Raw genomic sequence first — 25,151 nt, 5'->3', positions numbered from 1 at the left:
TAACAATGTATGAATCCAAATGTTAGCCCAAATTTATCCGGCTCTTGCCCTACTTCACTCCTCACTTCTTGCCTTTCGTCAGAAAAAGCGGGCCGCCAGTCGTTGGGCACAGTAGTTTTGGGCATCCAGTCAGCAACCGAATCGCCAGACCGCCGGAACGCCATGAAACCAATTTACTTCTTCCTCACCTTTGTTTTCACAACACTTGCCGCTTCGGCGCAAACCACATTGAGTGGCCGCGTAACCGACCAAAAAGGCAAGTCCCTGCCGGGCGCCAACGTGTTTCTGCGGGGCACCTACGACGGCGCCAATACCGACAGCACCGGGGCTTTCCGCTTCACGTCTACCCGCAAGGACACCGCCACGCTTATCGTTTCGTATATTGGCTACGAGCCATTCACCCAAAAAGTTACCATCGGGCAAACAACTCCATTCAGCATACGTCTAACCGAAGCAGCCAGCGAACTCAACACCGTTGTGATTACAGCCGGGTCGTTTGAAGCCTCCGATGAGAAGCGGATGACCATGCTCAAACCCATGGACATTGTCACAACCGCCGGGGCCGGGGCCGACATCACCGCCGTTATGAACCTGCTGCCCGGCACTCAGCGCGTTGGCGAACAGGAAGGCTTGTTTGTTCGGGGTGGGTCCAACGCCGAAGCTAAAGTGGTCATTGACGGCATGATTGTTCAAAATCCGTATTTCAGTTCGCTGCCCGACGTGCAGTCGCGGGGGCGGTTTCAGCCCTTCATGTTCAAAGGAACGTCGTTCAGCACGGGCGGGTACTCGGCACAGTATGGCCAGGCATTATCGAGCGTATTGTTGCTGAACACGACCGACAAAACGCAGAACGAAGGCCTTGGCGTAAGTATCAACTTAGCCAGCACGGGCCTTAACTACGACCATGCTACCGAGAAATCATCCGTTTCGGCAACCGCTTATTACGGCAATCTGAAACCACTTTTTGCGCTGGTTAAGCAAACCATCGACTGGACGCAGGAACCTGTCTTTGCGGGTTCGTCGCTCACGTATCGGTACCAGCCCAGCAAAACCGGGATGCTGAAGTTTTATGGCATGTATTCAGACAGTCACCTCGGCATGAACTTCCGCGACCCCGGCAGCGAAAACAATCTCACCGCGCTTAAACAACATAACCGCAACTTTTTCACGACCAGCACCTATTCCGATAGCTGGGCGGATGGCCGCTGGCTGCTGAATTCAGGGCTTTCGTACAGCTACGACACCGATGCCACCACCTACGACGCGCTTGACTTCGGGCGGTCGAGTGAGCGGGCGCAGGGCCGGGCTGTGTTAACTCGCTTATTCGGAGGCAATTCGCTGCTGTTTGGTGGTGAGGCTCATGTCATTTCATTGAAAAATAATGCGCTGGGTACGGCGTATTCCCTACATGACAACTATGGGGCGGTGTTCGCTGAAGCCCAGATTTATGCCAGCCGGAATCTGGCCGTGCAGGTGGGTCTGCGGGGTGAGTATTCGTCGGTAATTCGCCGGTTCAACCTGGCCCCCCGGCTCTCGATGGCCTACAAAACGGGAGCCTACAGTCAGGTGTCGCTGGCCTATGGACAGTTCTACCAAACCCCCGACTATCGCTACCTGTATCGCAACACTTCGTTGAATTACGAACGGGCCGACCATCTGATTCTGAATTACCAGATCATCAAAAACAAGCGCACGTTCCGGGTCGAGACTTTCTATAAAAATTATGCCCAATTAATTCGCGAGTTCACCGACCAACCCTACGACGCGAATCCCTACCGTTTCCCGTGGGGGCGTACCGACAATAACGGGAATGGCTACGCGCAGGGATTCGATGTGTTCTGGCGCGACCAGAAAACCGTGAAAGGACTCGACTACTGGATTACCTACAGCTATGTCGATACGAAGCGGTTGTTTCAGCAGTATGCCGTGAAGGCGACACCAACCTTTATCTCGAACCATAATGTGAGTTTGATTACGAAGCGGTATTTCGAGAAAATCAGCACGAGTATGGGCCTGACCTATACCATCAGCAGCGGTCGCCCCTACTATAATCCTAACCGTGGCGACGGTGGTGCGGCAACCCGACCGAACGAGGGTTTCCTTGCCGACCAGACGCCCGTTGTCAACAACCTAAGTTTTTCGGCCAGCCACATCACGAGCATCAGGAAAAATTTAGTAGTAATTTACGCATCGGTGGATAACATCCTGAACACCCAAAACGTGTTTACGTATCGGTACACGCCGGACGGCAAGACGCGCTACGCTGTTGGGCCGCAATCATACCGAAATTTCTTTGTCGGTGGCCTGATTATGCTCTCGAAGAAAGCCAAAGTGAATGTTAATGATGTCTAATTAAACCAAACAAATTTCCATGAAAACCCTTCTGATTCTCATCATCGCAGCCCTTGCCCTCAACAGCCCGGTTCTGGCGCAGCAGTCGGAGCAGTACAAGCAGGCCATGACGGCGGCTATCGGCACCATGAAAACCCAGAGCGAAAAAACGCCCCTTGCCGACCTTCAGTCCGTAGCCAACCAGTTCGAACGCATTGCCAGTGCCGAAGCGAAAGAGTGGCTGCCCCGCTACTATGCCGGTCTGATGTACGTGTATTTAGGCTTTTTGGGTAAAGACGAAGCCGCCAAAGACAAATTCCTCGACCAGGCCGACGTCAACCTGAAAGCTGCCGAAGCTATTACGTCCGACAACGACGAACTGGCTATTTTACGCGCCTACATTGCTCAGTCGCGCATGGTGGTTGACCCCATGAATCGCTGGCAGCAGTACGGCCCCCTGTTTCAGGCCGGTCTGGAAAAGGCGAAGGGTCTGAACGCCAACAATCCACGCATTTATGTGCTCGAAGGCACCTCACTGATGTACACACCGGAGCAATTCGGCGGTGGCCCCGCCACGGCCTGCCCGGTGCTGAAACAGGCGACCGAAAAATTTACTACTTTTAAACCAGCCAGCGATCTGTCGCCGATGTGGGGCAAAGAGCAGATTGAACCCATGCTGGCCAAGTGTAAATAAGTTTTCTGTTTGCAGTTTTCCGTTTGCAGTTGGTTCGCTATCCGAATAACTGCGAATAGAAAACTGCAAACGGAAAATTGTAAACAGAAAACGAACGAATGACCCGCGACCAACTCATCGGCACTATCGGCAAAAATGGCCGTCGCATCAAAATGCAGGCGTCTGACCTGGCTGGATTCGATTTCAGCGGCCTCGACCTGACCGGAGCCGATTTGAGTTTCTCCAACCTGACCCGTGCCAACTTTCGGGGGGCTATCCTGCGGAATGCTGACCTGAGTTTTTCGTCGCTCACCGGGGCCGATTTTACCGACGCCGACCTCTATGAAGCGAACCTGAATTTCAGTTCACTGGAAGGGGTAAATTTAACGGGCGCCAATGTAGAAGGAGCGACCTTTAGTTTTTCGGGCCGGACAAAGTATCCTGATGAAACCAAATTGCCCGCCGAGCCGATCACCCTGACTACCGTTCTGCAAAAGCCGGGCTGGGGCACACTGATTGGCATGGCACTGGGTGCACTACTAATTTATGGCTGCAACGCAGTCATTTATTTCTCGCATCTGATTTGGGTAGCCAAAGACCCGCTTATGGCCGGGCTGTATCGCTTTCTTATTGCCCAGAATATTGCCGACGGAGCCACTGTCTTCCTGATAACATGGGCCCTATCGGGTTGGCTGAGTCACCAGTTTCAGGCTATCTGGAAGCGCCATGTACTCATTAGTATAGCAGTGGTACTTAGTTTTTTTATTGTCAATACAGCTATGTACCTGACTTTAGGCAAGCCGTTTATTGACGAATTAATGAAGCGACCGGGTGGTATTGAGAAAACTGCACCCTGGTATATTTATGTGTTTGGCGACCTGCTGATTGCGAATATGTTCCTGTATGTTCTTCAGCAGGGGCGTCAGCTAACCCGAAAGCTCTCCGAGCAGGAGTTCAAGCTACTGAATTTAGAAAAGATGAAAACACGGGCTGAGTTAGATGCGTTACAGGCCAAAATCAACCCGCACTTTCTCTATAACGCCCTCAACAGCATTGCCAGTCTGGTACACGAAAATCCCGACAAAGCCGAAGAAATGACGCTTTTACTGTCGAAACTTTTCCGGTATTCGACCGGGCGCGATGGCGAACTTTTTGCCACCTTAGCCGACGAGTTAGAGATGGTCAGAACCTACCTGCAGGTGGAGCAGGTGCGATTCGGCAATCGGCTCACGTTCAGCGTTGAGGTCTCCGATCCAGCCTTAAATGAACTGAAGTTACCGCAATTTCTGCTACAGCCCATTGTCGAAAACGCCATCAAGCACGGCATTGCCAAACGCGCTGATGCGGGGCGAATCGACGTTAGGATTTACGAGAAAACCAGCGAATTGCATCTGTGCGTCCACGACAATGGCCCGGCTTTTCCCGACGATATGAGCGGAGGCTATGGCCTGCGTAGTATTCAGGATAAACTGAAGCTGCTATACGGCGATGATGCTCGTGTCGAACTGCAGAACTGGCCCCTCAAGCAGGTGTTGATCTCCATTCTGATGACCAAAATTCGGGGCGATCAGGCCGTTTTAATACCTAATGCTTAACCTCACCGCCCGCCTTATGACACTCCCGCTAAGAACCATACTCATCGACGACGAAGCCCTGGCGGTCAATCGCCTGCGTCGACTGCTGGATAAACACCGCGATGTATTTGAGGTTGTGGGCGACGCAGCCAACGGGGCCGAAGGACTATCGCTTATCGAAGCCCAACGGCCCGACGTGATTTTCTTAGACATCGAAATGCCCCTGCTCAACGGCTTCGAGATGCTTTCGAGGCTAACGGCCATGCCCTTGGTTGTGTTTGCAACGGCTTTCGACCAATACGCCATCCGGGCGTTTGACGAAAATTCAGTGGACTATTTATTAAAGCCTATCGAGGCCGAGCGGCTGGCCCGCACCGCGTTGAAAATAAGTGCGTTAGTGGCAAAGAGTGAGTCGACACAAATAGCCAGCAACCCCATGACCGACAATGTAATGCGCTTGCTGGCGCAGATGCAGCCGAAGAAAGAAATCTATTCGATCTCGGTCAAAACGGGCGAAAAAATCCGGTTAATCCCCCTCACCGATATTGCCTATTTTGAAGCTGAAGACAAATACGTGTTTTTGGCAACCCTGGACGGGCAGAAGTTTCTGACGACGTATACCCTGACAACGCTTGACGAAAAACTGCCCGACACGTTCGTGCGCGTAAGCCGGTCTGTGATGGTTAACCGGCATAAAGTTGCCGAAGTCCACAAGCACTTCGATGGCAAATTTATGCTGGCCCTGAGCGACAAAAAAGGCACAAAACTCACCAGCGGCAGTACCTATGGCGATGCCGTCCGCCAACTGCTCGACTTGTAGTTTAGGAGCTGGCCTTAATCCACTCATAACTTAATTCAAGTTATGAGTTACAGGGTGGAAGACTATCCGCTGATTCGGCAAATAAGGTTATTTTTGCCCCAAACCTGCCCTATCATGAGCAAGAAAACCCGAACCGGCATTATTTACTCCACCAACCCCGATTTCAATTACCAGTCCGACGAGCAACCGGAAGCGCAAACGCTGCCACCGGCCCAGCAGCATATTAAAGTCTGGCTTGTCAAGTTAGGTGGTAACAAAGTCGTGACTGCGGTGCGCGGGTTTATCGGTACTGATGCCGATTTGTCGGACCTGGGTAAACAACTGAAAACGACCTGTGGCGCTGGCGGCTCCTCAAAAGATGGTGAAATTCTGATCCAGGGCGACCACCGCGATAAAGTGCTGACGTGGCTCAGCAGTAAAGGCTATACAGCCAAAAAAGCAGGCGGGTAAAATCATGTTCTTTCTGCTAAACTTTCGGGCCGCTCTGGCGTTGTTTCAGTAGCAGGAAATCAATTTACGTCTCTCAACTTCATGGCAGATCACATCAAAACCGCGCTCATCACCGGCGGGTCAAAAGGTATTGGCTACGGCATTGCCGAAGTGCTGATTAAAGAAGGCATCAGGGTAGCCATCACCAGCCGTTCCTCCGTAGCGGCTGAGTTAGCCGCGGCTAAACTGAATGAAATCAAAGCGGGTCATGCGCTGGGTCTTGCTGCCGACGTGCGCGATCTGGCATCCCAGCAAAAGGCTGTAGACATCGTGTTGCAGCAATGGAACCGGCTCGACTACGTCATTGCCAATGCAGGTGTGGGCCACTTCGCTCCTATTCAGGAACTTACCCCCGAACAGTGGCACGAAACCATCGACATCAACCTGACGGGCGTGTTTTTTACGGCCAAAGCCACACTGGATGCGCTGAAGAAAACGGAAGGGTATTTCATCACGATTGCGAGCCTGGCCGGAACAAATTTCTTTGAGAAAGGGGCCGCCTACAACGCCAGTAAGTTTGGACTGGTTGGCTTCTCGCAGGCCATTATGCTTGACCTGCGTACTGAAGGCATCAAAGTCTCAACCATTATGCCCGGCTCCGTGGCCAGCCATTTTAACGATCACCTGCCCAGCGAAGCCGATGCCTGGAAAATCCAGCCTGAAGATATTGGGCACATCGTATATGACCTGCTAAAAATGAACCCGCGCACCCTGCCCAGCAAAGTAGAGGTACGGCCCACAAGACCGGGTGGAAAATAAGGTAGTGCCGCACCGGCGGTCCGGCAATCAACCCTTATTGAAACAGCACCAGAGCTTCTTCATTTCCCTGCTGAATGGCCAGATCGCGGGCCGTTAAACCCCGCCTATCCTGGATCGTGGTATCGACTCCTGATTCGAGTCACAAAGGCTAACGTTTTATGAGATGGCAACAGTAAACTCAGTGATGGAAATTGGTAAGGCCGGATTCGGCTGGTGAGCCTGCAAGGCGAGTTGCAACCAGGACACATCATGCCACACGCCAAATTTGTAGCCGACATTAGTGTAGATGCCAACTGGTTTAAAACCCATCGTCTGGTGAAAGGCTTCACTTTTCGGATTGGGCAGCGTTATGCCCGCATACGCATTGAAGTACCCCTGTCGGCGCAATAAATCGAACAGCGTCGTGTACAGTTGCCGGGCAACACCCTGCCGATGACCATCGGGATGTACATACACCGACGTATCAACCGACCACTGGTAAGCGGCCCGGTCGCGATGCCGTGACGCATAGGCATAACCCCGTATTCGACCATCGACCTCAGCAACTAAATAAGGCAAGCGCTGGTGAATGATTCGGATGCGTTCGGCAAATTCAGTAACGGTTGGTACTTCGTACTCAAAGGAAATGCACGAATCCGTGATGTAGGGTGCATAAATAGCCAACAGGACGGGCGCGTCGGCGGGTGTGGCAAAGCGAATCGTCATAGCAAATGCAACAAGAAAATGGGTAGTATGAGCAATTCACCAAAAATACAGATATTCAGGCTTTTTGTGTCCTTACGCAAACGAACCATAGGCGAATGCAGGTCCGACGTGGAAATAAGCCCCCTTTAGGGGCGGTCCGACGGGTCGGTTGGGGGTAAAACCGAGCCAACAGAAATCTACTTTTTAGACAGCCTCATAAGGTCAACAACTTTTATTTATACCTCGGTCAGCAGCAACTGGGCAATCAGGAAATAGACGCCAATCCCGATCAGGTCATTGGCAGTTGTGATAAACGGCCCCGACGCTACTGCCGGGTTAATGCCAATTCGGTTGAGCAGCAACGGCGTAACAGTCCCCATGAACGAGGCCAGCAGCACCACCGCCAGCAAGGATGCTGCGACCACGAAAAACAGCCGTGGTTCGCCAATGATAAACGTGTAAATGCCTGCAATGATGCCAACGACTAAGCCGTTGATGATGGCCACCAGTAACGTTCGCAGGAGTCGTTTGGCCATCGTCATACTCAGGCCCGTCGTGTCGGTCAGGCTTTGCAGAATCAGCGAGGAGGTTTGAATGCCTACGTTCCCACCCGTGGACCCAATGATGGGGATAAAGGCCGCTAAGGCCGCAATTTTGCTCAATTCGCTCTGGAATCCGTTAATGACCGTTGCGGCCAGCAAGCTCCCCACGGCTCCTGCCACTAACCAGGGCAGTTGCACTTTCGAGCGCTGCCACACGCTGTCGTCTTCTTCTACCTCACCCGACAAACCCGAAATGACCTGAATGTCTTCTTCAGCCTGTTCGGTAATCACGTCCACCACGTCGTCAATCGTGATTCGGCCCAGCAGCCGTTGCTGCACGTTCACGACCGGAATGGCATCTAAGTCATACTTCTGCATCACCTCGGCCACTTCGGCAACGGGCCGGTAAGTTTCCACAAAAACCACGTCTTCATCGTAGATGTCGGCGATTTTGGCATTCTTTCGGGCCAGCACAATCTTCTTCAGCGACACTAAGCCCACCAATTTACCCACATCATCGACCACATAAACGGCATAGACATTTTCAACATCTTCGGCCTGCTGACGAATTTCCTCGATGCAGGCATTGACCGTCAGGTTAACATTGATTTTAATTAACTCCTTCTGCATCAGCCCCCCGGCTACGCTGTCGTCGTAGTGAAGCAAATCCAGAATAAAACGAGCCTGTTCGCGGTCTTCCAGCAACGCGATTACTTCCTCGCGCACCTGAATCGGTTGCTCGTTGAGCAAATCCACGGCGTCGTCCGACTCCATCTGGTTGATGAAGGGAGCAAGTTCCGGCGAGGTGAAGAGTTTCAGCAGATTGGTGCGCTCGGTGGGGTCGAGGTTAGCCAGAATCTCAGCCCCAACGGACTTATCGAGCAAACTCAGCAGGTAATGCGCGAATTCCGGCTCTAATTCGTCCAGAATTCCCGAAATATCGGCCGGGTAGAGTTCCTCCATCTCAGCCCGCAGCAGGGTCTCATTGCCCGCTTCAATGGCCGACTGAATATGGCCGAGGTAGTCTTTGGTGAGTTCGAACGTCATTGTTTACTGGATAATGTAAAATGAAGAATGACTAATGGGTACGGCTCATTCTACATTCTACATTCTACATTCTACATTCTACATTCTACATTATTCATCAATAACGTCAATTCCACGAACTCCGCCCCGCTCAATTGCTCGGCGCGTTTGTCCATGAAGGGACTGGCAAGGGCAGCTTCGGGCGGATTGAGGGGCTTAAGGGCATTACGAAGCGTTTTCCGGCGTTGGCCAAAACCGTGTTTGACCACCTGCGTAAATTTCCGCTCGTCGCAGCCGAGTTCGGTTTTGTTGTTGCGCCGGAGCGAAATCACACCCGACTGAACCTTGGGTGGTGGGTCGAAAACGTCGGGCGTAACGCCGAACTCATACCGGATGTCGTACCACGCCTGTAGCAACACACTCAGAATGCCGTAATCTTTATTGCCCGGCCCCGATGCAATCCGTTGCGCCACCTCGCGCTGAAACATACCAACAACCTCCGGCACGCGGTCGCGCATGTCCAGCACTTTAAAAAGAATCTGCGTCGAAATGTTGTACGGAAAGTTGCCAATAACGGCAAATAACTCAGTGCTGCCGGGCTGTTTTGCCGGCAATAAATCGGGTCGAATGTTCAGAAAATCGGAGGCCAGAATCCGGCCGTCCAGGGCCGGGAAATGTTGTTTTAAATACTCGACCGACTCGCGGTCAATCTCAATGACGTAGGTGTCGAACTGCCATCCTGCTGGACCGTTATTCTGGAGCAGGAACTGCGTCAGAACGCCCATGCCGGGTCCAATTTCGAGCACTTTTTGATACCCGCCATGCCCGGTCAATAGTTCGGCGATGCGCTGGGCAACGCTCAGGTCTTTGAGGAAATGCTGACCGAGTTCTTTTTTAGGCTTTACGTACATGATGTCAGCAGTTTCAACCGCGTCGGCGGTCCGACGTAAAGGTACGGGGCATCGGGCGAATAATTGGCGAGGATTCAGCCGCAAGACTAATTTAGCGCCGTCACTTCCGGGATTTCACCTGCGGCCAGTTTACCATCAAAATAACTTACGGGGTCATAGCAATCAATAGCTACCCCTTTGCTGAGGTTATAGCGTCTGACGGTGTTCATCGGGCGCTTGCGCCCTGTTTGGCAGGGTGCTCAGAATAGTAAGAAAGAGGGAGATAAGCAGGATGGCATAGACGCTGCACTTTATAGGTAGTGCATTGCCGTTTGCGATTGGGCCACAAGCCACGGTTATTTTACAGATATATAAGTTGATAAACAGAGAGATACCTTTAAGTAAATATTAAAAACTTAATATCAGAATTTGACCAAACAGAAAGTACTTTGTAACATCGATAAATTATCTTTTTCATAAAAAAAATTTCATTACAACCAAAACCAATTAACCATTATGAACAAACTCCTCTATTTAAGTCTGTCTATTTTCTGTTTTACAATGTCGTGCCAGCCTGATAAAGCAATTGTTTTAGAAAGTGAACAGTCAGCCAAAAACAACGGCAACGCACGTTTAGCGGCTGCTGGCCTTGCCGTTAGGCGGCAGTTGGGGACGGTGAGAGATGCCAGTCTTGACGAAATTTCGGGCGTTGTGCAGAGCCGTACAAATCCGGGTTATCTGTGGGTGCACGAAGACAGTGGTAATCCTAACAAAATTTACCTGCTTGATGAGCAGGGTTTTACAAAAGCCACATTCACGTTGCCAGCCAACGCCCCGAACCGCGATTGGGAGGATATTACCATTGGGCGCGGCCCACAGGCTTTTGCCTGGTACATTTACTTAGCTGATACGGGCGATAATGGTTCTGTAAACAGCAAAATATACATTTACCGGTTTATCGAGCCGTCAATTGCTGGCAAGCCATTACCGTATAACAAAACACTTAGCGACAGTGAGGTAAATAAATTAGATTTTAGATATGCCGACGGTCCTCGAAATGCTGAAACGTTGATGATCGATCCACTCACAAGAGATCTATTTATTATCACTAAAGAAACAACAAAAGGAGGAGTTTATAAAGCCGCCTATCCACAAAGCAATTCAGGAACTACGACATTGACCCGATCTGGAACTGTTAATATTTCGACTGCAACGGGTGGCGATATTTCTGCGAATGGAAGCGAAATTTTGATCAAGAATTATACTACTGTCTATTACTGGAAAAAGTCATCAGTGTTTCAAACTACATCACAATTACTGGCCACCAGCCCCGGTACGCTCCCCTACATTGAAGAACCGGGCGGTGAGGCTATTGCCTGTAAAACGGATGGATCTGGCTATTACACAATTAGCGAAGTCAAGCAGAACATACCAGCAGCAATCTATTTTTATCAACGATAGCTGTAGGACTACCCCCAACCGACGCGTCGGTTGGGGGATGGCTGGCCGGTGGCCTTCTTCTAAAAATCCGTATCGGTCAACTCGAAATTCTGCTTCACCCGAATTGACCCATCTTCCTCGGTGCCCGGTGCATAGATAATTCGCTCGGGCTGGATTCCCTTCTGTACATTGCCGATGTCGCGCTTTCGGTTACCGTTGCTGTCGATAATCAGCCGGACGCGATATAGCCCCGGCCTGAGCCGTCCGAAACTATACGTTGGCGTGCTATAAGCGGTTCGGATTACTTTGTAGGTGTTATCCAGTAACTCCACAATGAACTTAGTGCCCGACGAACCAACGGTGGCCGGGTTAATGCGTCCGGCAATGAGGCCATAACTATCTTCTTCAGCAAGCGTGTACCAGGTCGAATAGCGGGCCAGGGTATCACCCTGAACACTGATGAATGCGCCTTTTTGCAACCTGAACAGCAAACTATCGCGCAGCGGTCCGCCGTTGCGGTTGGTGGGCTGTTTAATGACTAATCTGGAGAAATTATTGCTCCAGTTCAGGTTGGCGGGCGTAAGTTTAACCGGTTTCGTGCTGTCGGGACCAATTAGCATAAGCTCGGTGCTGAAACGCAACACGGGCTTGTTGAACACCAGCGTAAATTCTAAATTATTGTCAATCGGTTCGCTCGCCGGTGGGGAAACTTGCACGGTCAACGGCTGGCGATTTTTAGCCCGTGTTTTCAGGGGCGAAAAATAAATGCGTTCCCGTAGTTCCGTCACATTACCCACCGAGTCTTCAGCCACAACGGTCAGGTGAATCGTATCATCGGCAGCGCGGTTCGCCGGTCGGTACAGCCGAATCATTTTGGGATTTTCCAGAAACGAGACCAACGTATCGCCCGGCGATGAGGTTGTGGATACAGTTGATGAAGACGCAGCGGATGTTGATGTACCGGTGGTAGAAACGGGTTTACCGTATCGCAGTTTGTAGCTGGCGATCCCACTGCTCAGTTCCAGGCCAAGCGTTTCGTCGGTGCGTTCGCGTCGGCTGATGCGGGGTTTTCCATAGCCCCGAAAAGCCACCAGATTGACGTCCGTGTAGTTTCGGGTCAGGTTCAGCACACTATCGCGGAAAGCTACCCGTTCGCCGGGGGTGTTGTTCACTAAGTTCAGATCTTTGTCATCAAATCCATACACTTTATACGGCCCGGCCTTTACGTTTTCGATGCGATAAGTACCGTTGCTGTCGGTCCGGGCAAAATACTGCGGGCGTTTTCGATTGATGGGCAGTGTATCGGTCGGGGCAAACAACCCCACCACAAAAGCCAGCAGTGGTTTTCGGCTTTCATCGTCCACGACATTGCCCGTCAGGTAGAGTGAGTCAATAGCAGAGCCAGTGCTGAAGACGACTTTGGTATCTTTGGCAACGTTCCGTTCGGTGATGTCTTTAATGCCATCGGCAAAGTCGATTGTGTAGGTGGTGCTGGGCAGGAAGGGCTTGCTAAAATTCAGCCTTATGCCTTTGGGCAGCGATTTCACAATGAACGTGTTACTGTCCTGGGGGGTAATGGTTATTTTCTGCTGGAGATTTTCGCTGTTCACATATTCATCAAACTCCAGTTCGACCGATTTTCCTGTGTAGTTTAGCTGTCGGGCCGTAGGCATACTACTGACTAATTTCGGCGACAGCGTATCCTTCTTGCCACCTGGCGGCTGAGCAACCTGCGCGCAGTTCTGGAGAAGAATAGGAAGAGCCAGTAGAAATGCTGTTACGAAGTGGCGAAGCGTCATGATGAGATTTATTCAACGTGCAGAATAGTCCTGTTAGGGACTTAATGTTTGTAGAAATTCGCGTCATCTGTGTGCCGTAGGTACACAACAACAGCCAGTCCTTTCCTTGTTGCGTACCTATGGAACGCGAACTGGATAAAGCCATAATTTTTCTACAAGCATCCCGTCGCTACGCGACTCAGACAATCGCTAAACACAAGTTTAGGCTCATCTACACTACAAAGGTAAACGTCCGTTCATCGTTTAGTCGTGCCGATTGACATAAAATGGTGGGCTGCTTCGTTAGGTTAAAGAGAAATTTAAGAAAATTTAAGCCTCTGTTCGTAAATGGCGGGTTAGTATGTACTGGTTTGGTACATTTGCCCCGCGTCTATGGCTTGTTTAATCGCCCAAAAACCATTCATGTTTCACACCCGACCCTATTTATTGATCGTTCTGACGGCGTCGATTGGTCTGTTCACTGGCTGCTCTGGCGCGGTCGATGAGGTTGATACCCAAATCAGTGATGCACTGACGAACGATAATCAACTCGATGCGACTGAAGCCCAGGCCATCCGGTCGTTTATTCTCAAAGAGAAAAAAGACCTCGCCGACACGAAGAAAACGGCCAAATTAATTACTGCCGATGGCAACGTGGACGAGGCTGCTCTGACGAACTACATCAAACGCCACATCGACTATCGAAAGTTGGTAAAAGACGGCAAAACGCCCACAATAGCTTTATCTGGTGCCACAGCATCGAGCAAACCACTTCGGCTAAAACTTTATCTCGAAGCCAGTGGCAGCATGTTCCCCTACGACGCACCCGGCGGAGATGGAACCTTCAAACGGGCACTAAACGACGTGCTGACTGAGTTCGACGCGGTCAATCCGGGTCAGGGAAAACTGTTTGTCGTTAACACCGAAGTGAACGAGTTAGGGCTGTCGCTGTCACAGTTTTTTAAGGAGAAAAGCGTTTTTACGGTCGCCAAAACAAAAGGGAAATCGATCAGTACGGACTTTGAAGGAATTTTCAGTGAAATCCTCCGCAACACGGCCGGCGATGAGCTGAGTGTACTTGTCTCCGACCTGATTTACTCCGATCCCAACCTGACGGGCATGAGTGCGCCGAAAATCCTTGACGCGGCCAGTTCATTGCTCACAACGGTCTTCAATCCCTACGCCAGCTCCCACTCGATGCTGGTTATCAAGCTCAACGCCGATTTCAACGGGACGTATTATAGCTGGAACAACGCGAAGAAAAAATACGCGGGTGAGCGGCCCTACTACCTCTGCCTGATTGGCCGCAACGAAACCATGCAGCGGCTCTATCAGGACCAAACCTATCAGGCCATCCGCCGGTTCGACCAACTGCCTGGCTACGACGATTCGTGGTTTTTCGGACGAGATACCAAAGCCATAACGCCCTTTTACAGCATTTTAGTAACCGACCCCGCCCGCAAAGGCCGCTTCAAACGGGCTGACGACGAAGTTCGCAGTCACGCCAAAGCCGTTCACGCCCTCACCGATGTGCAACCCGACGTGGCCGACAAAAGTCTGACGATTCCCGTAGCCGTCGATTTGTCGGCGTTGCGGTTGCCTGGGTCGCTGCTAACAGATGCGAGTCAGTATGTGGTTGAGGGGAAAGACAACTTTCGGGTTTCGGCGGTGCAGCCTTACGCGGGCGCCAACGGCACGACACATAAACTACTGATGACCAGTGCAAAACCTACCCATGGCGAACGCACGGCAACGATTCGGCTGCGTCGGCAGTTTCCGCCCCGCTGGATTGCCAACACCAACACAACCAACGATGCCTCGCCCGATGCCAACTCAACCTTCGGCATTCAAAACCTATTGCAGGGTGTCGAGCGAGCCTACAACCCCAACAACCAAACCGAGTATTTCACGCTAATTATCAATTTAGAATGAGTGAATGAGCGAATGACCGGGCCGCCGATGCGGTGAATAGCTGACGCATACATTTATTCACTCATTCGCTCATTCACAATTCACTCAATAAAACAATGGAAGAATCTCTTTATAATTTTTACAATCTGTTCGTTAACAGCGCGTTGCTGGAAGATTTGTATCAGGAAGAGCTGTTATCGCCCCTTACCTGGACGGCCATTGGTATTGCCTTTGTGGTCGCATTTGCGTTCTACATCTGGCCCTTCAACCGGGTAAGTTTCAGCGGTATGGGTAGCTGGCTGCTCATGATGGGCGTGAGCGCACTCACGCTCTTCGTCATCACGCTCGTGACCTGCTACCAGAAAGCGGGGCAGGACATCCCCCGCGACGAAGCCGACCCCAATCAGGGCATCCTCTTCGACCAGGGTATCAGTATATTTCTGAGTTACGCCTTCTCGATGGCTCTGTTGAGTGCCCTAATTTTCTTTATCATCTCAATGATTCTGAAGAATTTCAGTAAAAACGCAAAACACCGGCCCATGCTCTGGCCGTCGAAGTAGAGACGCAATACTTTGCGTCTGCTGACCGGATGGTTTTGGCTGATGCGAACAATTGCTGACGCACAGGAGACGCAACGTGTTGCGTCTCTACACAAAAAACCAAAATGTATGCCAAAACTATTTGTATTCGCCATTGGCGGAACCGGCTCGCGGGTGCTGAAAGCCCTGACGTTTTTGCTGGCCTCTGGCGTGAAGATGAACAATACCGATGAGATTATTCCCATCGTGCTGGACCCCCATGCCACCAACGATGACCTCCTCCGTACCAAAGATCTGCTGCGTGAGTATGGCAACATCCGGGCGGGCCTGCAGACCAAACCCACATCGGGTTTTTTCGGGACAGAAATCAAAACGCTGAACCGTGCCATCGGTGGCAATGCGACCATTGCTGACACGTATGTCTTTGAACTGCAGGGCGTTCAGCAGGAGAAGTTTCGGGATTACATTAACTATGAGGGTCTGGATGGTCCCAGCAAAGCCTTCGCCAGTCTGCTGTTTTCGGAAGAAAATCTGGAAACCAAAATGGACATCGGCTTTGTGGGCAACCCCAACATTGGCAGCACGGTGTTAAATCAGTTTCGCTATTCCGACGTGTTTCAGGCGTTTGCCGAAAATTTTGGCGCCAACGACCGGATTTTTATTGTCAGCTCGATTTTTGGCGGCACGGGTGCGGCTGGTTTTCCGATCTTGCTCAAGAACATTCGGGGAGCGCAGGCCATCGGGCAAATTCCGAACCCGGCCTTTCTGACCAATGCTAAAATCGGGGCGGTGTCGGTGATGCCGTATTTCAGCCTGACCACCAACGACAACAAGCTCATCGACCCCGCTTCGTTCATCGCCAAAACCAAAGCCGCGCTCAACTACTACCAAAAGGGTGTGAATCCGGCGGTGAATGCGCTGTATTACATCGGCGATGACCAGACGAAAGCCTACACCTACGACCCCGGCGCGGGCGGGCAGAAAAACGAAGCTCACTTTGTTGAACTGGCCTCAGCGTTAGCCATCGTGGACTTTATGAACACCGACGACAGCAGCCTGACCAATACGAGTGGCAAACCAACGAACCCGGTCTACAAAGAGTTTGGCATCGAGCAGGATGGCATCAGCCTTCAGTTGGGCAACCTCGCCGGAGCTACGAAGCAACTGATTAGCCTGCCCCTGTCAAAAATGGCTTTGTTCAGCACGTACCTGAGCCAGCGACTCCGGCAGGCGGCTGGCACGGTGCAGTGGTCAAAAGCAAACCCCGTTATCTCGACGTCATTCCTGAATTCAGGCTTTTTCAACAGCGTCAAAAATTTCGATGCGGGCTTCCGGCAGTGGCTTTCTGAGATGCGCGAAAACAAGAGGTCGTTTGAGCCGTTCCTGCTCGATGCGGCCAACCTCGGCCATACCGTTCGGGGCTTCGAGCCAAAAAAGCGGGGCATTTTCGGGGGTGAGTCGGACGTGAAATTAGACATCGTGGACGACTTCGACCAAACGCTCAACAAAACCGCTGAGGGCAAAGCCTACGGCTCCGAAGCCGATAAATTCATACAATTATTCTCCGAGGGTACCGATCAGTTCGTTCGGGAGAAACTGCCGAAAGTGCTTGACTACTAAAAAGTTTACAGTTTTCGGTTTACAGTTTTCAGTTGGCTGGCGCAAGAGTGTATGACGCGCCAGCCAACTGAAAACAGTGAACCGAAAACTGTAAACTGAAAAAACTTATGCCAACAACATTCAGCTTACATAACCCTACCCCTGGCCTGCACTGGTACGTCAGCAAGCCCCTCGGCACCGACCAGATTGCGGCCATTCGTGACCCGCAGGGCGGCCAGACGACCAAGCAGCCGACCTCTATTCCGAGTCCGTTTGCCCGGATGGATTTGGTGCGCTCGGCTTTCCTGAATCTGGCCCTCAAACCCGACCTGAGCGGCACCGTGAACGACCAGCGTGTGGTGTCGGACTGCCTCGACGTGGGCGAGTTGTTTTTTAATTACGACAAGCTCAAAACCTACGTCACCATTACGCCCTTCGACGTTCGCACCGACCTCGACCGGTTGCGGAATTCGACCAACCAGGGCCATAAACGGCTGGGCGACGCGCTGAAACTCTTCTTAGACCAGGATGCCGCTGAGTATAACTTTGGGGCTATCAACCGGCTATTTATCCTCAGCTACCGGGGCCGCGTGGTGGGGGGCACCTCGCCCAAAACGCTGTTTTTCAGTGCGGGAAATGACCTGAGTTGGGTCGATGTCTCAATGGGAAACGATCGGCTGTTCGACCAGTCGGTTTGCCCGCTGCACCAGCGCGATATTGAGTATCAGAAATTCTGGTACGCCATCAAACTGTTCATGCCCAACTTCCGCGACCGTTTCCGCGAGGTCGATGACTACCTGAACCGTAGCCGTGCGTTGTTGCAGCAGCAAAATCCATCGCTCTTCTATGAACATATCGAATCGCCGAACGGCCAGCCGCTATTGACAAAGGAGAAATTCGAGCAGGATTTCGAGGAACTCACCACCGGGCCGGGCGATGTGGTAGAAGTGCTGGGCTTCCCGCTCCGCAAGAAAAAATCCGATGCCCGCGCCATCGACCAGGTCAGCGACTTTATCATCAAGTCCGATAAATATGCCCGGCTGAACCCTGGTCAGCCGCGCCCGATGGCGTTGCAAAACCGCTTTTTCCGGCAGTTTACTTACGTGCCACAGGCGCAGTGGAACTCGAACACGGCCGTGCCGTACTACGCCCGCGAGTCGTGGCGCGACAACCAGCGGCCGTTGCCGGGTCAGCCGGGCAATTACCCGTGGCTAACGGTCAGCGACTTGCTGGAGCCATACCTCATCCGGTTGCCCTTCCCTACTGACCGGGGCCGGTTCTTCGATGGCAACTTACAGTCGCCCGCAACGGATAAAGGCTTTCTGCTGCCGCTTAAAAAAGATTTCTTCGATTTCTTCGACGTCGATGATTTACTGACGGGCCGCGTTCGGCTCAAGATGGTGCCGCAGGGTGGTGGTGTCAATGTCACACTCGACATTCCCGTCACGGCCCCCAACCAGCCCGGCAACCAGTTCGTTACCTTTGAGCGGCTGTATGGTTCAACCGTTGGTGCTTCGACCGCGCCTAACGAAACGACCAACGAGGGCATCATTGTCGAAAATTCGTTTACGGTCAACATTTATCCGTTTGTCCGGTCGGGTTCAGTGACGGTTCCCGCCGACTATCGGGTGCAACTCATCGAATCGGGTTTCGATAGCCAGAATCAGTATGAACTGACCTATTTCCGGGAACAGGCCAATGCCGAAATGAAAGCCGAATCGAAGCACCAGCGCACTGTCCGTCAGCAAAATACCGACGGGTCGAGCGTGTATTACGTGCTGCGCGAAGAGTTCGATTACTTGCAAACCAACATTCGGGGCGACGGTCGGGAGATGCACGGCGTGCTGATCCCTCGCTGGCAATTGTACAACGGCGGCAGCAAGCAGTTTGAATTTTCGGTGGATTTCGGAACGACCAACACCCACGTCGAGTATAAAGTAGATGGGGGGGCACCTAAGCCCTTCGACGTGGCCGAACTAACGCCACAGGTAGGAACGCTGGTAAATCCATCGCAGTACAATTCAGCGCTATTCGAGTTATTTATCTTATTTGAAAAGGAGTTTGTGCCGCCAACTATCGGTCCAGGCCGGCCCGACAGCTTCCCGACGCGCACGGCTATTGCTGAGTCGATGAACCTGAGTTACAACCAGCAAACGCAGGCACTGGCCGACTTCAACATTCCGTTCTACATCGAGCGGAAGCCAGCAGACCCTAACCGCATCACGACCAACCTGAAATGGGCCAAAGCCACCGACCAGAACGAACGGCGGGTGGAAGCTTTTCTGGAAGAGTTGCTGATGCTCATCAAAAACAAAGTCCTGACCGAAGGCGGCAATCTGACCCAAACAACGATCTACTGGTTTTTCCCGGCCAGCATGACGCCCGGCCGCGTGGGCCAGCTTCGCGCCGACTGGCAACTGCTTTACGAACGCTACATTGGCGGGTCGGCGGGGCGGCTGCGCGAGGTGTCGGAGTCGGTAGCGCCGTTTTATTACTACAAGCAAAACCCAACCCTGAGTGCGTCGGCCCGGCCCGTTATTAACGTCGATATTGGCGGGGGTACATCCGACGTGGTGGTCTACGAACGGAACGAACCCCGGTTGCTAACCTCGTTTCGGTTTGCGGGAAATGCCATCTACGGCGATGCCTTCAGTGAGTATGGCGCGGCCAGTCACAACGGTTTCGTGCGGAAGTACGCTGATAAAATTCAGACGCTCTTAGATAGCCAAAGTCTGGGCAATCTGAGTGATAACAACCGGCGGATTTTGGACACGAACCGCTCGGAAGACATCATGGCGTTCTGGTTCTCGATTGAGCGAAGCAACGACGTGAAGGCCAAAAGTATGCTGTCGTTCAACGGGATGCTGGCCAAAGACGAAGACATGAAAATCGTATTCGTCCTGTTTTTTACGGCCTTAGTTTACCACGTTGCCAAGTTAATGAAGCACCGCAGCATCGGTCTGCCGGGTGCTTTCACATTCAGCGGCACCGGCTCCAAAGTGCTGACCATTATCAGTGCCGACGATCAGATGCTGGGCAAACTGGCGCGGGCGATCTTCGAGAAAGTGTATGAACAAACGTATGATACCAGCGGCCTGACGTTATTTTATGAAAAGCGCGGCCCAAAGGAAGTAACCTGCAAAGGTGCGTTGATGCAGCCCGCCAACAGCCGCCCGGTCGATACCGAAGCCATCAATTTTGTGTTTCCGGCTACGTTTAACAACGAATTTCCAACGCTGACCTACGCCGATTTGCGGAAGCCGGAGGTAGTTGATTCGTTGCTGAAGGAAACCAACGCGTTTGTTGATTTCTTCTTCGCCCTCAATCAGCAATTTAGTTTCGTCCGGAATCTGAACGTATCGGCGCGGTCGTTAGTGATTGCTCAGCAGGAATTGCGAACGCACTTAGATACCTCGCTCATGGACGGCATTCAGCGCCGGGAAAGCGATGTGGCGGCTGAGTACAGCGGCATGGCCGATGCCCTCAGCTCACCCATTGATGAGACGCTGTTTTTCTACCCGCTCATTGGCGCCCTCAATAAATTGGCGAACGCACTGGTGTAAGTAGGTAGTCATTGGTCGTCAGAAATTGTCAGGTGTTGCCAGGGGTAGTCAATCAGGACTATTGCAAATGGCAGACTACACCTGACAATTTCCTGACAATTTCCTGACAATTTTATGAAAACCGCACGAAGCAAGCTTTTACTGATACCCGTCGCTATCCTCGCGTCGGCATCCCTAAGCTTCGGTCAGAACGCCAATCAGGCGGCTGTCGATACGCTGACGAAGGATGTAGCCATTGCCGTATTTGAGAAAATCAGCCAGCAAAAAGCGCAGCCGAAAGCATTGGAAATTTACGGGCTATTGCTGAATTGTGGCGATGGCTGCGACCCACAAACCATTATTCGGACTGTTGGCGGCTGGGATCCGATTGGCGCGAAAATGCAGGAGTTGAGCGAACTAAAAAGCACGGCTCGTTTTATAGCCCTGTCGCCCGCAGAAGCCAATGCCGCCATTCGGAAGCAATTAGCTGATTTTTACGCCCGTTACAAAAAAGACAATAACTACGGCAAACCGCTAAGTTTGGCCGTTCAGTCGCAGATACTGGCTAAAATTGATGGCATGCTTCCGCCTGCAGCTACACCTGACCCGGCCCTAACAGCGTCGGAAAGTCCAGCCGCTTCGCAGCCAGAAACGGTTGATGAGACGACTATAGACCCCAGAAATTTTCAGATAAGTCAGTTAGAGCGCGAAATAACCGAACGAAAGAAAAAAGAACTCTGGACAATGATACTCAGTGGCCTTGTTGGCTTGCTCGTGGGCGCCGGTGCGGTTTATCTGCTGGCGTATCGGAATGCAAACAAAAAAATTCAGCGGTTGCTGGCCGAAAACCTTCACATAAACCGAACGTTGGAGTTCGCACAGCGGCCTCCTAAACCGACGAATGAACCCCGGCAGCCACCGGGCGACTACCGGCAGAAAGTTAGCGCCTACGATGCTATTGTGGCCGAGTTAGGCACCGACAATCCACTGACGACCATCCAGCAGTTGAAGCAGCAGTCCGCTGGCATCAGCGCAAAACCGGCACCCATCGTTCGTTCGGGCGAACCGGTCGTTGAGCCGGGCCAATGGCCCGAAGCCGAACCTGTTCAGGAGCAAGCCAACGCCGTTCAGATGCCAGACCCACTACCCGCCCCGGCACGCTCGGAGGTGTTTTACTTTCCGCCCCCCGACCCAAACGGCCAGTTCGATTCAGCCCAGCGATCGGGGTCGCTCTCGCCCGAGTCGGCGTATCGGTTCAGCATCAGTGCGGATAAACCGATGGTGGCTTCGTTTCGATTCGAGGCTGAGCCAGGCCGCGTAGCGCGGTTTCTGACGTATCGCAATTATATGATTGAACCCGCCTGCGAGAGCGAAAACAGCTATACCCCTACCCATACCCGGATTGCCATGCGTCGGGATGGCGAGGCTGTTCTCGAAAACGGCGTTTGGCGAGTAAAAACAAAAGCGTTGATTCGGTATGAGTAAAGTCGGGAAAGCATATGTTATATCTCCAGGATATGGCATATGCTTTCCCGACTTTACTTAGCCTAACCTATTTTGCCTAACTCTGGAACAATGGTGCGAATCGTCTTATTTATTCTTCTTCTGGGCAGTCTGCTCTACCTGTCGGGTTGCTCCGGCTGCTCACGGTCGGGCAGTCATCAGCCGCACCGGAGTAAGCGCAGCTCTGCCGGAAAGCCAGCCGCCGAAACGAGCCAAACGCCATCTGATACGCTCCGCACTCCAGCAAAACCGACGCTGACCCAACTGGGCAGTGGTCCGACGGAGGTAGTTATGCAGCGGGAAAACGGCGTGTATAAAGTGCCGGTCATCGTGAATGGCACGTCCATGCGGTTTATCCTGGATACTGGAGCCAGCCTGATCTCCATCTCATCGACCGAAGCCGAATTTATGATGAAGCAGGGCACCATCACCGAAGCTGATCTGGTGGGGCAGTCTAAGTTTCAGGATGCCAACGGTGATATTTCGCCGGGCGCCATTGTTCGGCTCAGGTCGGTGCGAATTGGCGACCGGGTGCTTGAGAATGTGAATGCCAACGTAGTCAGCAATACAAAGGCGCCTTTGCTGCTGGGGCAATCCGCGCTGTCGAAATTTGGAAAAATATCGGTGGATTATAAACGAAATATCGTTACGTTCGACTAATATTCGCTGTTTATCAGTCCATTCCAGTCCTCGTAAACTTTTGTTTCTGTCGATTCTGTTGAGGCTATTGTGGCTAACAATCAGGGCAAGAGAATCCGGAGAATCGACAGAATCTATTTTGCTGTAGTAGTCAATTTTAGACAAGTCACGCATCAGGCTATCTGACACAAGCAACACCTATGAGAAAACGTCTTGTCGATTCGGTTAAGTCGGTGTTTGCGTTCTTTGGCTTGTTTATCGGTCGACAGTTTCGGGGGGGCATAACCGGCTATGAACTGAAACGGGATTTAACATTGCTCATCAGTAAGGACAATCCGGTTTGCTTCGACGTGGGGGCCAACCAGGGTCAAACGATCCAACTCGTCCAGCGTTGTTATCCCAGGCCTGTTATCCATTCGTTTGAACCCTCATCGGCTACGTATGCAACCTTAGCGGGTCAATCGTTTGGCCCAGGGGTACAACTTCATCAACTCGCTCTTGGTGAACGCGTTGGGGTGGCGGAATTCCGCAACTATAAGCAGTCGGAATTGAGTTCCTTTTTTGCCATGCACCCCGACAAATCGGAAAATATATTTGCCGAAGAAGAACTGGTTTCGGTCGAATCGGTTCAGGTAGACACCCTGGATCGGTTTTGCTCCGAACATAGTATCGAACAAATTGATTTATTAAAAATCGACACCCAGGGGTTTGAACTCCCCGTGTTGCAGGGAGGATTTAATTTATTCAAAAACCAAAAGATTGGGGCTGTTTTGCTTGAATTGAATTTTTCAACGTTATACGAAGGCCAGTCTGACCCACTGGAGATTCTGCACCTCCTGCGTAGCCACAATATGCGTCTGGTTGATTACTACGAAAAAGAACGAATAGCCGGAAAGGAACTTTCGTGGACAACCGCTCTTTTTGTCCGTTATACAGGAACTATAAACCTTGACACGCCCGCTCATGACGGAAACCGAACTGACCGACCGACTTCGTGAAGCCATTGTTCTCGATGGCCCTGACATCTGGCGGACAAACGGCTATCTTCAGGAGGCACAACAGGCAGGTATATCACTGGCCGATGCCTTGAAACGAGCCAATGAAATTAGTCAGGAAGTGGCCAACAATACGCTGCTGTTTCAGAATATCCAGGCCCGTATTGCCCGGATGGCCCAGCCCTCGCGCAGCCACCTGGTCGAGCAGGACCTGGCCCAGATCCTGAACGCGGCAACTTCCCTGAAACTATCCGCCGACTTCGTCAGGAATCGGTGGGTACCCGCTGTGCTTCAGCGCCTGACAGCCACAACGGCCTCTCAAAAACCAGAGCCAGCCCCAGCCCCAGCCCCTGTCGATCTACCTGCGGTCGTGACCGAACCGGTTAACAGGCCAATTGCCTTTGAGGAGTTAATCGAATCTAAGCCAGAGCCGCCGGCATTGGAGTTAGCTCCTGCTGAACCCGTTAAACCCATTGTCCCGATTAGTGAACCGGCTGTTTTTGTCCCCCCGCCGGTGGTTGTAGTCCAACAGCCCGTAAAGACGCCAGGGATACCCGAACCGACGCCCATTGTACGGTCGTTTACGGCAACACCCGCCCGCGTACACAAAGGTCAACCTGTAACACTGGAGTGGGAAGTCGAAAACCTGCTGGCCGTAACCATCGATGATTTGGGCGAAGGCTTATCGGCAAAAAATCGAGGCTGGGTGAAACCATCGAAAAGCACGGAGTATACGCTGTTCGACGTCAATAATAATCCACTCAGCACGGTTCGGGTAGAGGTGATTCCGCGCGACCGAAGTGGCATCTACGGGGTTCTGTTCGCCTTAGTCATACTGGCCTTAATCTACTGGTTTATAAAAAGCAGCAACGCCCGCGATACAGATGCCAAACCAAAATCAAAAACCGAACAAACGACCCGTATCCCGAAGGCGGAGCGCTCAGCGAACGAATCGACCGTAAGTCGCCAGGAGCCTGAAAAAAACCAGGAAACAAGCGAAGCCAGTGACACACCGGCCGTTGTCGCAATCGATAACCCCAAAACTAACGCAGCTCAGCCTGATACGAAACCGGTTGATGAAACGCCTGCCTTACCTGCCGGATCGACAGAAAAGCCATCAACTCTGGCAGATGCCCGCTCAGGCAAATACAAAGAATCCTTCGGCGATAAACCCTACGATAAAGTGGAACTGGGAACCGACGAGCAGGGCTGGCGACGGGCTCGAAGCAATGGCCGCTGGGGATTCATCAACGACGCGGATGAATGGGTTATCAAACCAGAATATGAGGCCGTTACGCCATTTCGCGGCAATACGGCCTCTGCCTTTTTAAACGGCCAGCTCATGACCATCAACCGGGCGGGTGAGCAAGTCAGGAATTAAAATTAGTCGATAGTCGCCAGTAACTGACGTTGGCGG

General features: G+C 52.0%; 19 protein-coding genes. 15 read left to right on the top strand and 4 right to left on the bottom strand.

Annotation, left to right across the window (positions count from 1 at the left end):
* Window positions 1-162: 162 nt before the first annotated feature.
* The 6 genes from ACYVI1_RS07230 to ACYVI1_RS07205 all read left to right on the top strand — a co-directional run bounded on the left by ACYVI1_RS07230 (window position 163) and on the right by ACYVI1_RS07205 (window position 6,646).
* Window positions 163-2,352: a TonB-dependent receptor gene (locus tag ACYVI1_RS07230; RefSeq protein ID WP_460908288.1), complete on the top strand. Its 2,190-nt coding sequence runs from the start codon at window positions 163-165 to the stop codon at window positions 2,350-2,352.
* A gap of 19 nt (window positions 2,353-2,371) precedes the next feature.
* Window positions 2,372-3,025, top strand: coding sequence for a hypothetical protein (locus ACYVI1_RS07225; RefSeq protein ID WP_460908286.1), 654 nt, complete (start codon window positions 2,372-2,374; stop codon window positions 3,023-3,025).
* A gap of 98 nt (window positions 3,026-3,123) precedes the next feature.
* Window positions 3,124-4,599: a histidine kinase gene (locus ACYVI1_RS07220; RefSeq protein WP_460908284.1), complete on the top strand. Its 1,476-nt coding sequence runs from the start codon at window positions 3,124-3,126 to the stop codon at window positions 4,597-4,599.
* 16 nt (window positions 4,600-4,615) lie between these two features.
* Entirely contained in the window at window positions 4,616-5,398 is a 783-nt protein-coding gene (locus ACYVI1_RS07215) for a LytR/AlgR family response regulator transcription factor (protein ID WP_460908282.1), read from the top strand.
* A gap of 114 nt (window positions 5,399-5,512) precedes the next feature.
* Window positions 5,513-5,848, top strand: a complete 336-nt coding sequence (locus ACYVI1_RS07210) for a translation initiation factor (protein WP_460908280.1) — start codon at window positions 5,513-5,515, stop codon at window positions 5,846-5,848.
* Between the two features lie 81 nt (window positions 5,849-5,929).
* On the top strand, window positions 5,930-6,646 hold the full coding sequence (locus ACYVI1_RS07205; protein ID WP_460908278.1) for an SDR family oxidoreductase: 717 nt from the start codon (window positions 5,930-5,932) through the stop codon (window positions 6,644-6,646).
* Window positions 6,647-6,802: 156 nt separating this feature from the next.
* Here ACYVI1_RS07205 and ACYVI1_RS07200 read toward each other — a convergent pair whose 3' ends face one another.
* The 3 genes from ACYVI1_RS07200 to rsmA all read right to left on the bottom strand — a co-directional run bounded on the left by ACYVI1_RS07200 (window position 6,803) and on the right by rsmA (window position 9,809).
* Window positions 6,803-7,351, bottom strand: a complete 549-nt coding sequence (locus ACYVI1_RS07200; protein ID WP_460908276.1) for an arsinothricin resistance N-acetyltransferase ArsN1 family B — start codon at window positions 7,349-7,351, stop codon at window positions 6,803-6,805.
* Window positions 7,352-7,566: 215 nt separating this feature from the next.
* A complete protein-coding gene (mgtE, locus tag ACYVI1_RS07195) occupies window positions 7,567-8,919 on the bottom strand; it encodes a magnesium transporter (protein WP_460908274.1) in 1,353 nt (450 codons plus the stop codon).
* Window positions 8,920-8,990: 71 nt separating this feature from the next.
* Window positions 8,991-9,809, bottom strand: a complete 819-nt coding sequence (rsmA, locus tag ACYVI1_RS07190; protein WP_460908272.1) for a 16S rRNA (adenine(1518)-N(6)/adenine(1519)-N(6))-dimethyltransferase RsmA — start codon at window positions 9,807-9,809, stop codon at window positions 8,991-8,993.
* A 495-nt stretch (window positions 9,810-10,304) separates the two neighbouring features.
* Here rsmA and ACYVI1_RS07185 point away from each other — a divergent pair, with 495 nt between their 5' ends.
* On the top strand, window positions 10,305-11,249 hold the full coding sequence (locus ACYVI1_RS07185; protein ID WP_460908270.1) for a hypothetical protein: 945 nt from the start codon (window positions 10,305-10,307) through the stop codon (window positions 11,247-11,249).
* A gap of 59 nt (window positions 11,250-11,308) precedes the next feature.
* Here the strand turns inward: ACYVI1_RS07185 and ACYVI1_RS07180 are convergent, their stop codons facing one another.
* Window positions 11,309-13,027, bottom strand: a complete 1,719-nt coding sequence (locus tag ACYVI1_RS07180) for an Ig-like domain-containing domain (RefSeq protein WP_460908268.1) — start codon at window positions 13,025-13,027, stop codon at window positions 11,309-11,311.
* 402 nt (window positions 13,028-13,429) lie between these two features.
* Here ACYVI1_RS07180 and ACYVI1_RS07175 point away from each other — a divergent pair, with 402 nt between their 5' ends.
* The 8 genes from ACYVI1_RS07175 (at window position 13,430) to ACYVI1_RS07140 (ending at window position 25,115) form a co-directional block, all read left to right on the top strand.
* Window positions 13,430-14,938, top strand: a complete 1,509-nt coding sequence (locus tag ACYVI1_RS07175) for a hypothetical protein (protein WP_460908266.1) — start codon at window positions 13,430-13,432, stop codon at window positions 14,936-14,938.
* 95 nt (window positions 14,939-15,033) lie between these two features.
* Entirely contained in the window at window positions 15,034-15,477 is a 444-nt protein-coding gene (locus tag ACYVI1_RS07170; RefSeq protein ID WP_460908264.1) for a hypothetical protein, read from the top strand.
* A gap of 108 nt (window positions 15,478-15,585) precedes the next feature.
* On the top strand, window positions 15,586-17,076 hold the full coding sequence (locus ACYVI1_RS07165) for a hypothetical protein (protein WP_460908262.1): 1,491 nt from the start codon (window positions 15,586-15,588) through the stop codon (window positions 17,074-17,076).
* 107 nt (window positions 17,077-17,183) lie between these two features.
* Window positions 17,184-20,618, top strand: coding sequence for a hypothetical protein (locus ACYVI1_RS07160; protein ID WP_460908260.1), 3,435 nt, complete (start codon window positions 17,184-17,186; stop codon window positions 20,616-20,618).
* Window positions 20,619-20,732: 114 nt separating this feature from the next.
* Window positions 20,733-22,082 (top strand): hypothetical protein, encoded by a 1,350-nt coding sequence (locus ACYVI1_RS07155; protein ID WP_460908258.1) that lies wholly within the window; start codon window positions 20,733-20,735, stop codon window positions 22,080-22,082.
* Window positions 22,083-22,172: 90 nt separating this feature from the next.
* Window positions 22,173-22,760 (top strand): retropepsin-like aspartic protease family protein, encoded by a 588-nt coding sequence (locus tag ACYVI1_RS07150; RefSeq protein ID WP_460908256.1) that lies wholly within the window; start codon window positions 22,173-22,175, stop codon window positions 22,758-22,760.
* A gap of 179 nt (window positions 22,761-22,939) precedes the next feature.
* Window positions 22,940-23,737 (top strand): FkbM family methyltransferase, encoded by a 798-nt coding sequence (locus ACYVI1_RS07145; RefSeq protein ID WP_460908253.1) that lies wholly within the window; start codon window positions 22,940-22,942, stop codon window positions 23,735-23,737.
* A complete protein-coding gene (locus ACYVI1_RS07140) occupies window positions 23,703-25,115 on the top strand; it encodes a WG repeat-containing protein (RefSeq protein ID WP_460908786.1) in 1,413 nt (470 codons plus the stop codon). The genes ACYVI1_RS07145 and ACYVI1_RS07140 overlap by 35 nt, the downstream gene beginning before the upstream one ends.
* The last annotated feature ends 36 nt before the right edge of the window (window positions 25,116-25,151 follow it).

This window comes from Spirosoma areae, from assembly GCF_054781775.1.
Note: the sequence above shows the minus strand (reverse complement) of the source record. Positions and strands in the feature narration are given on the sequence as shown.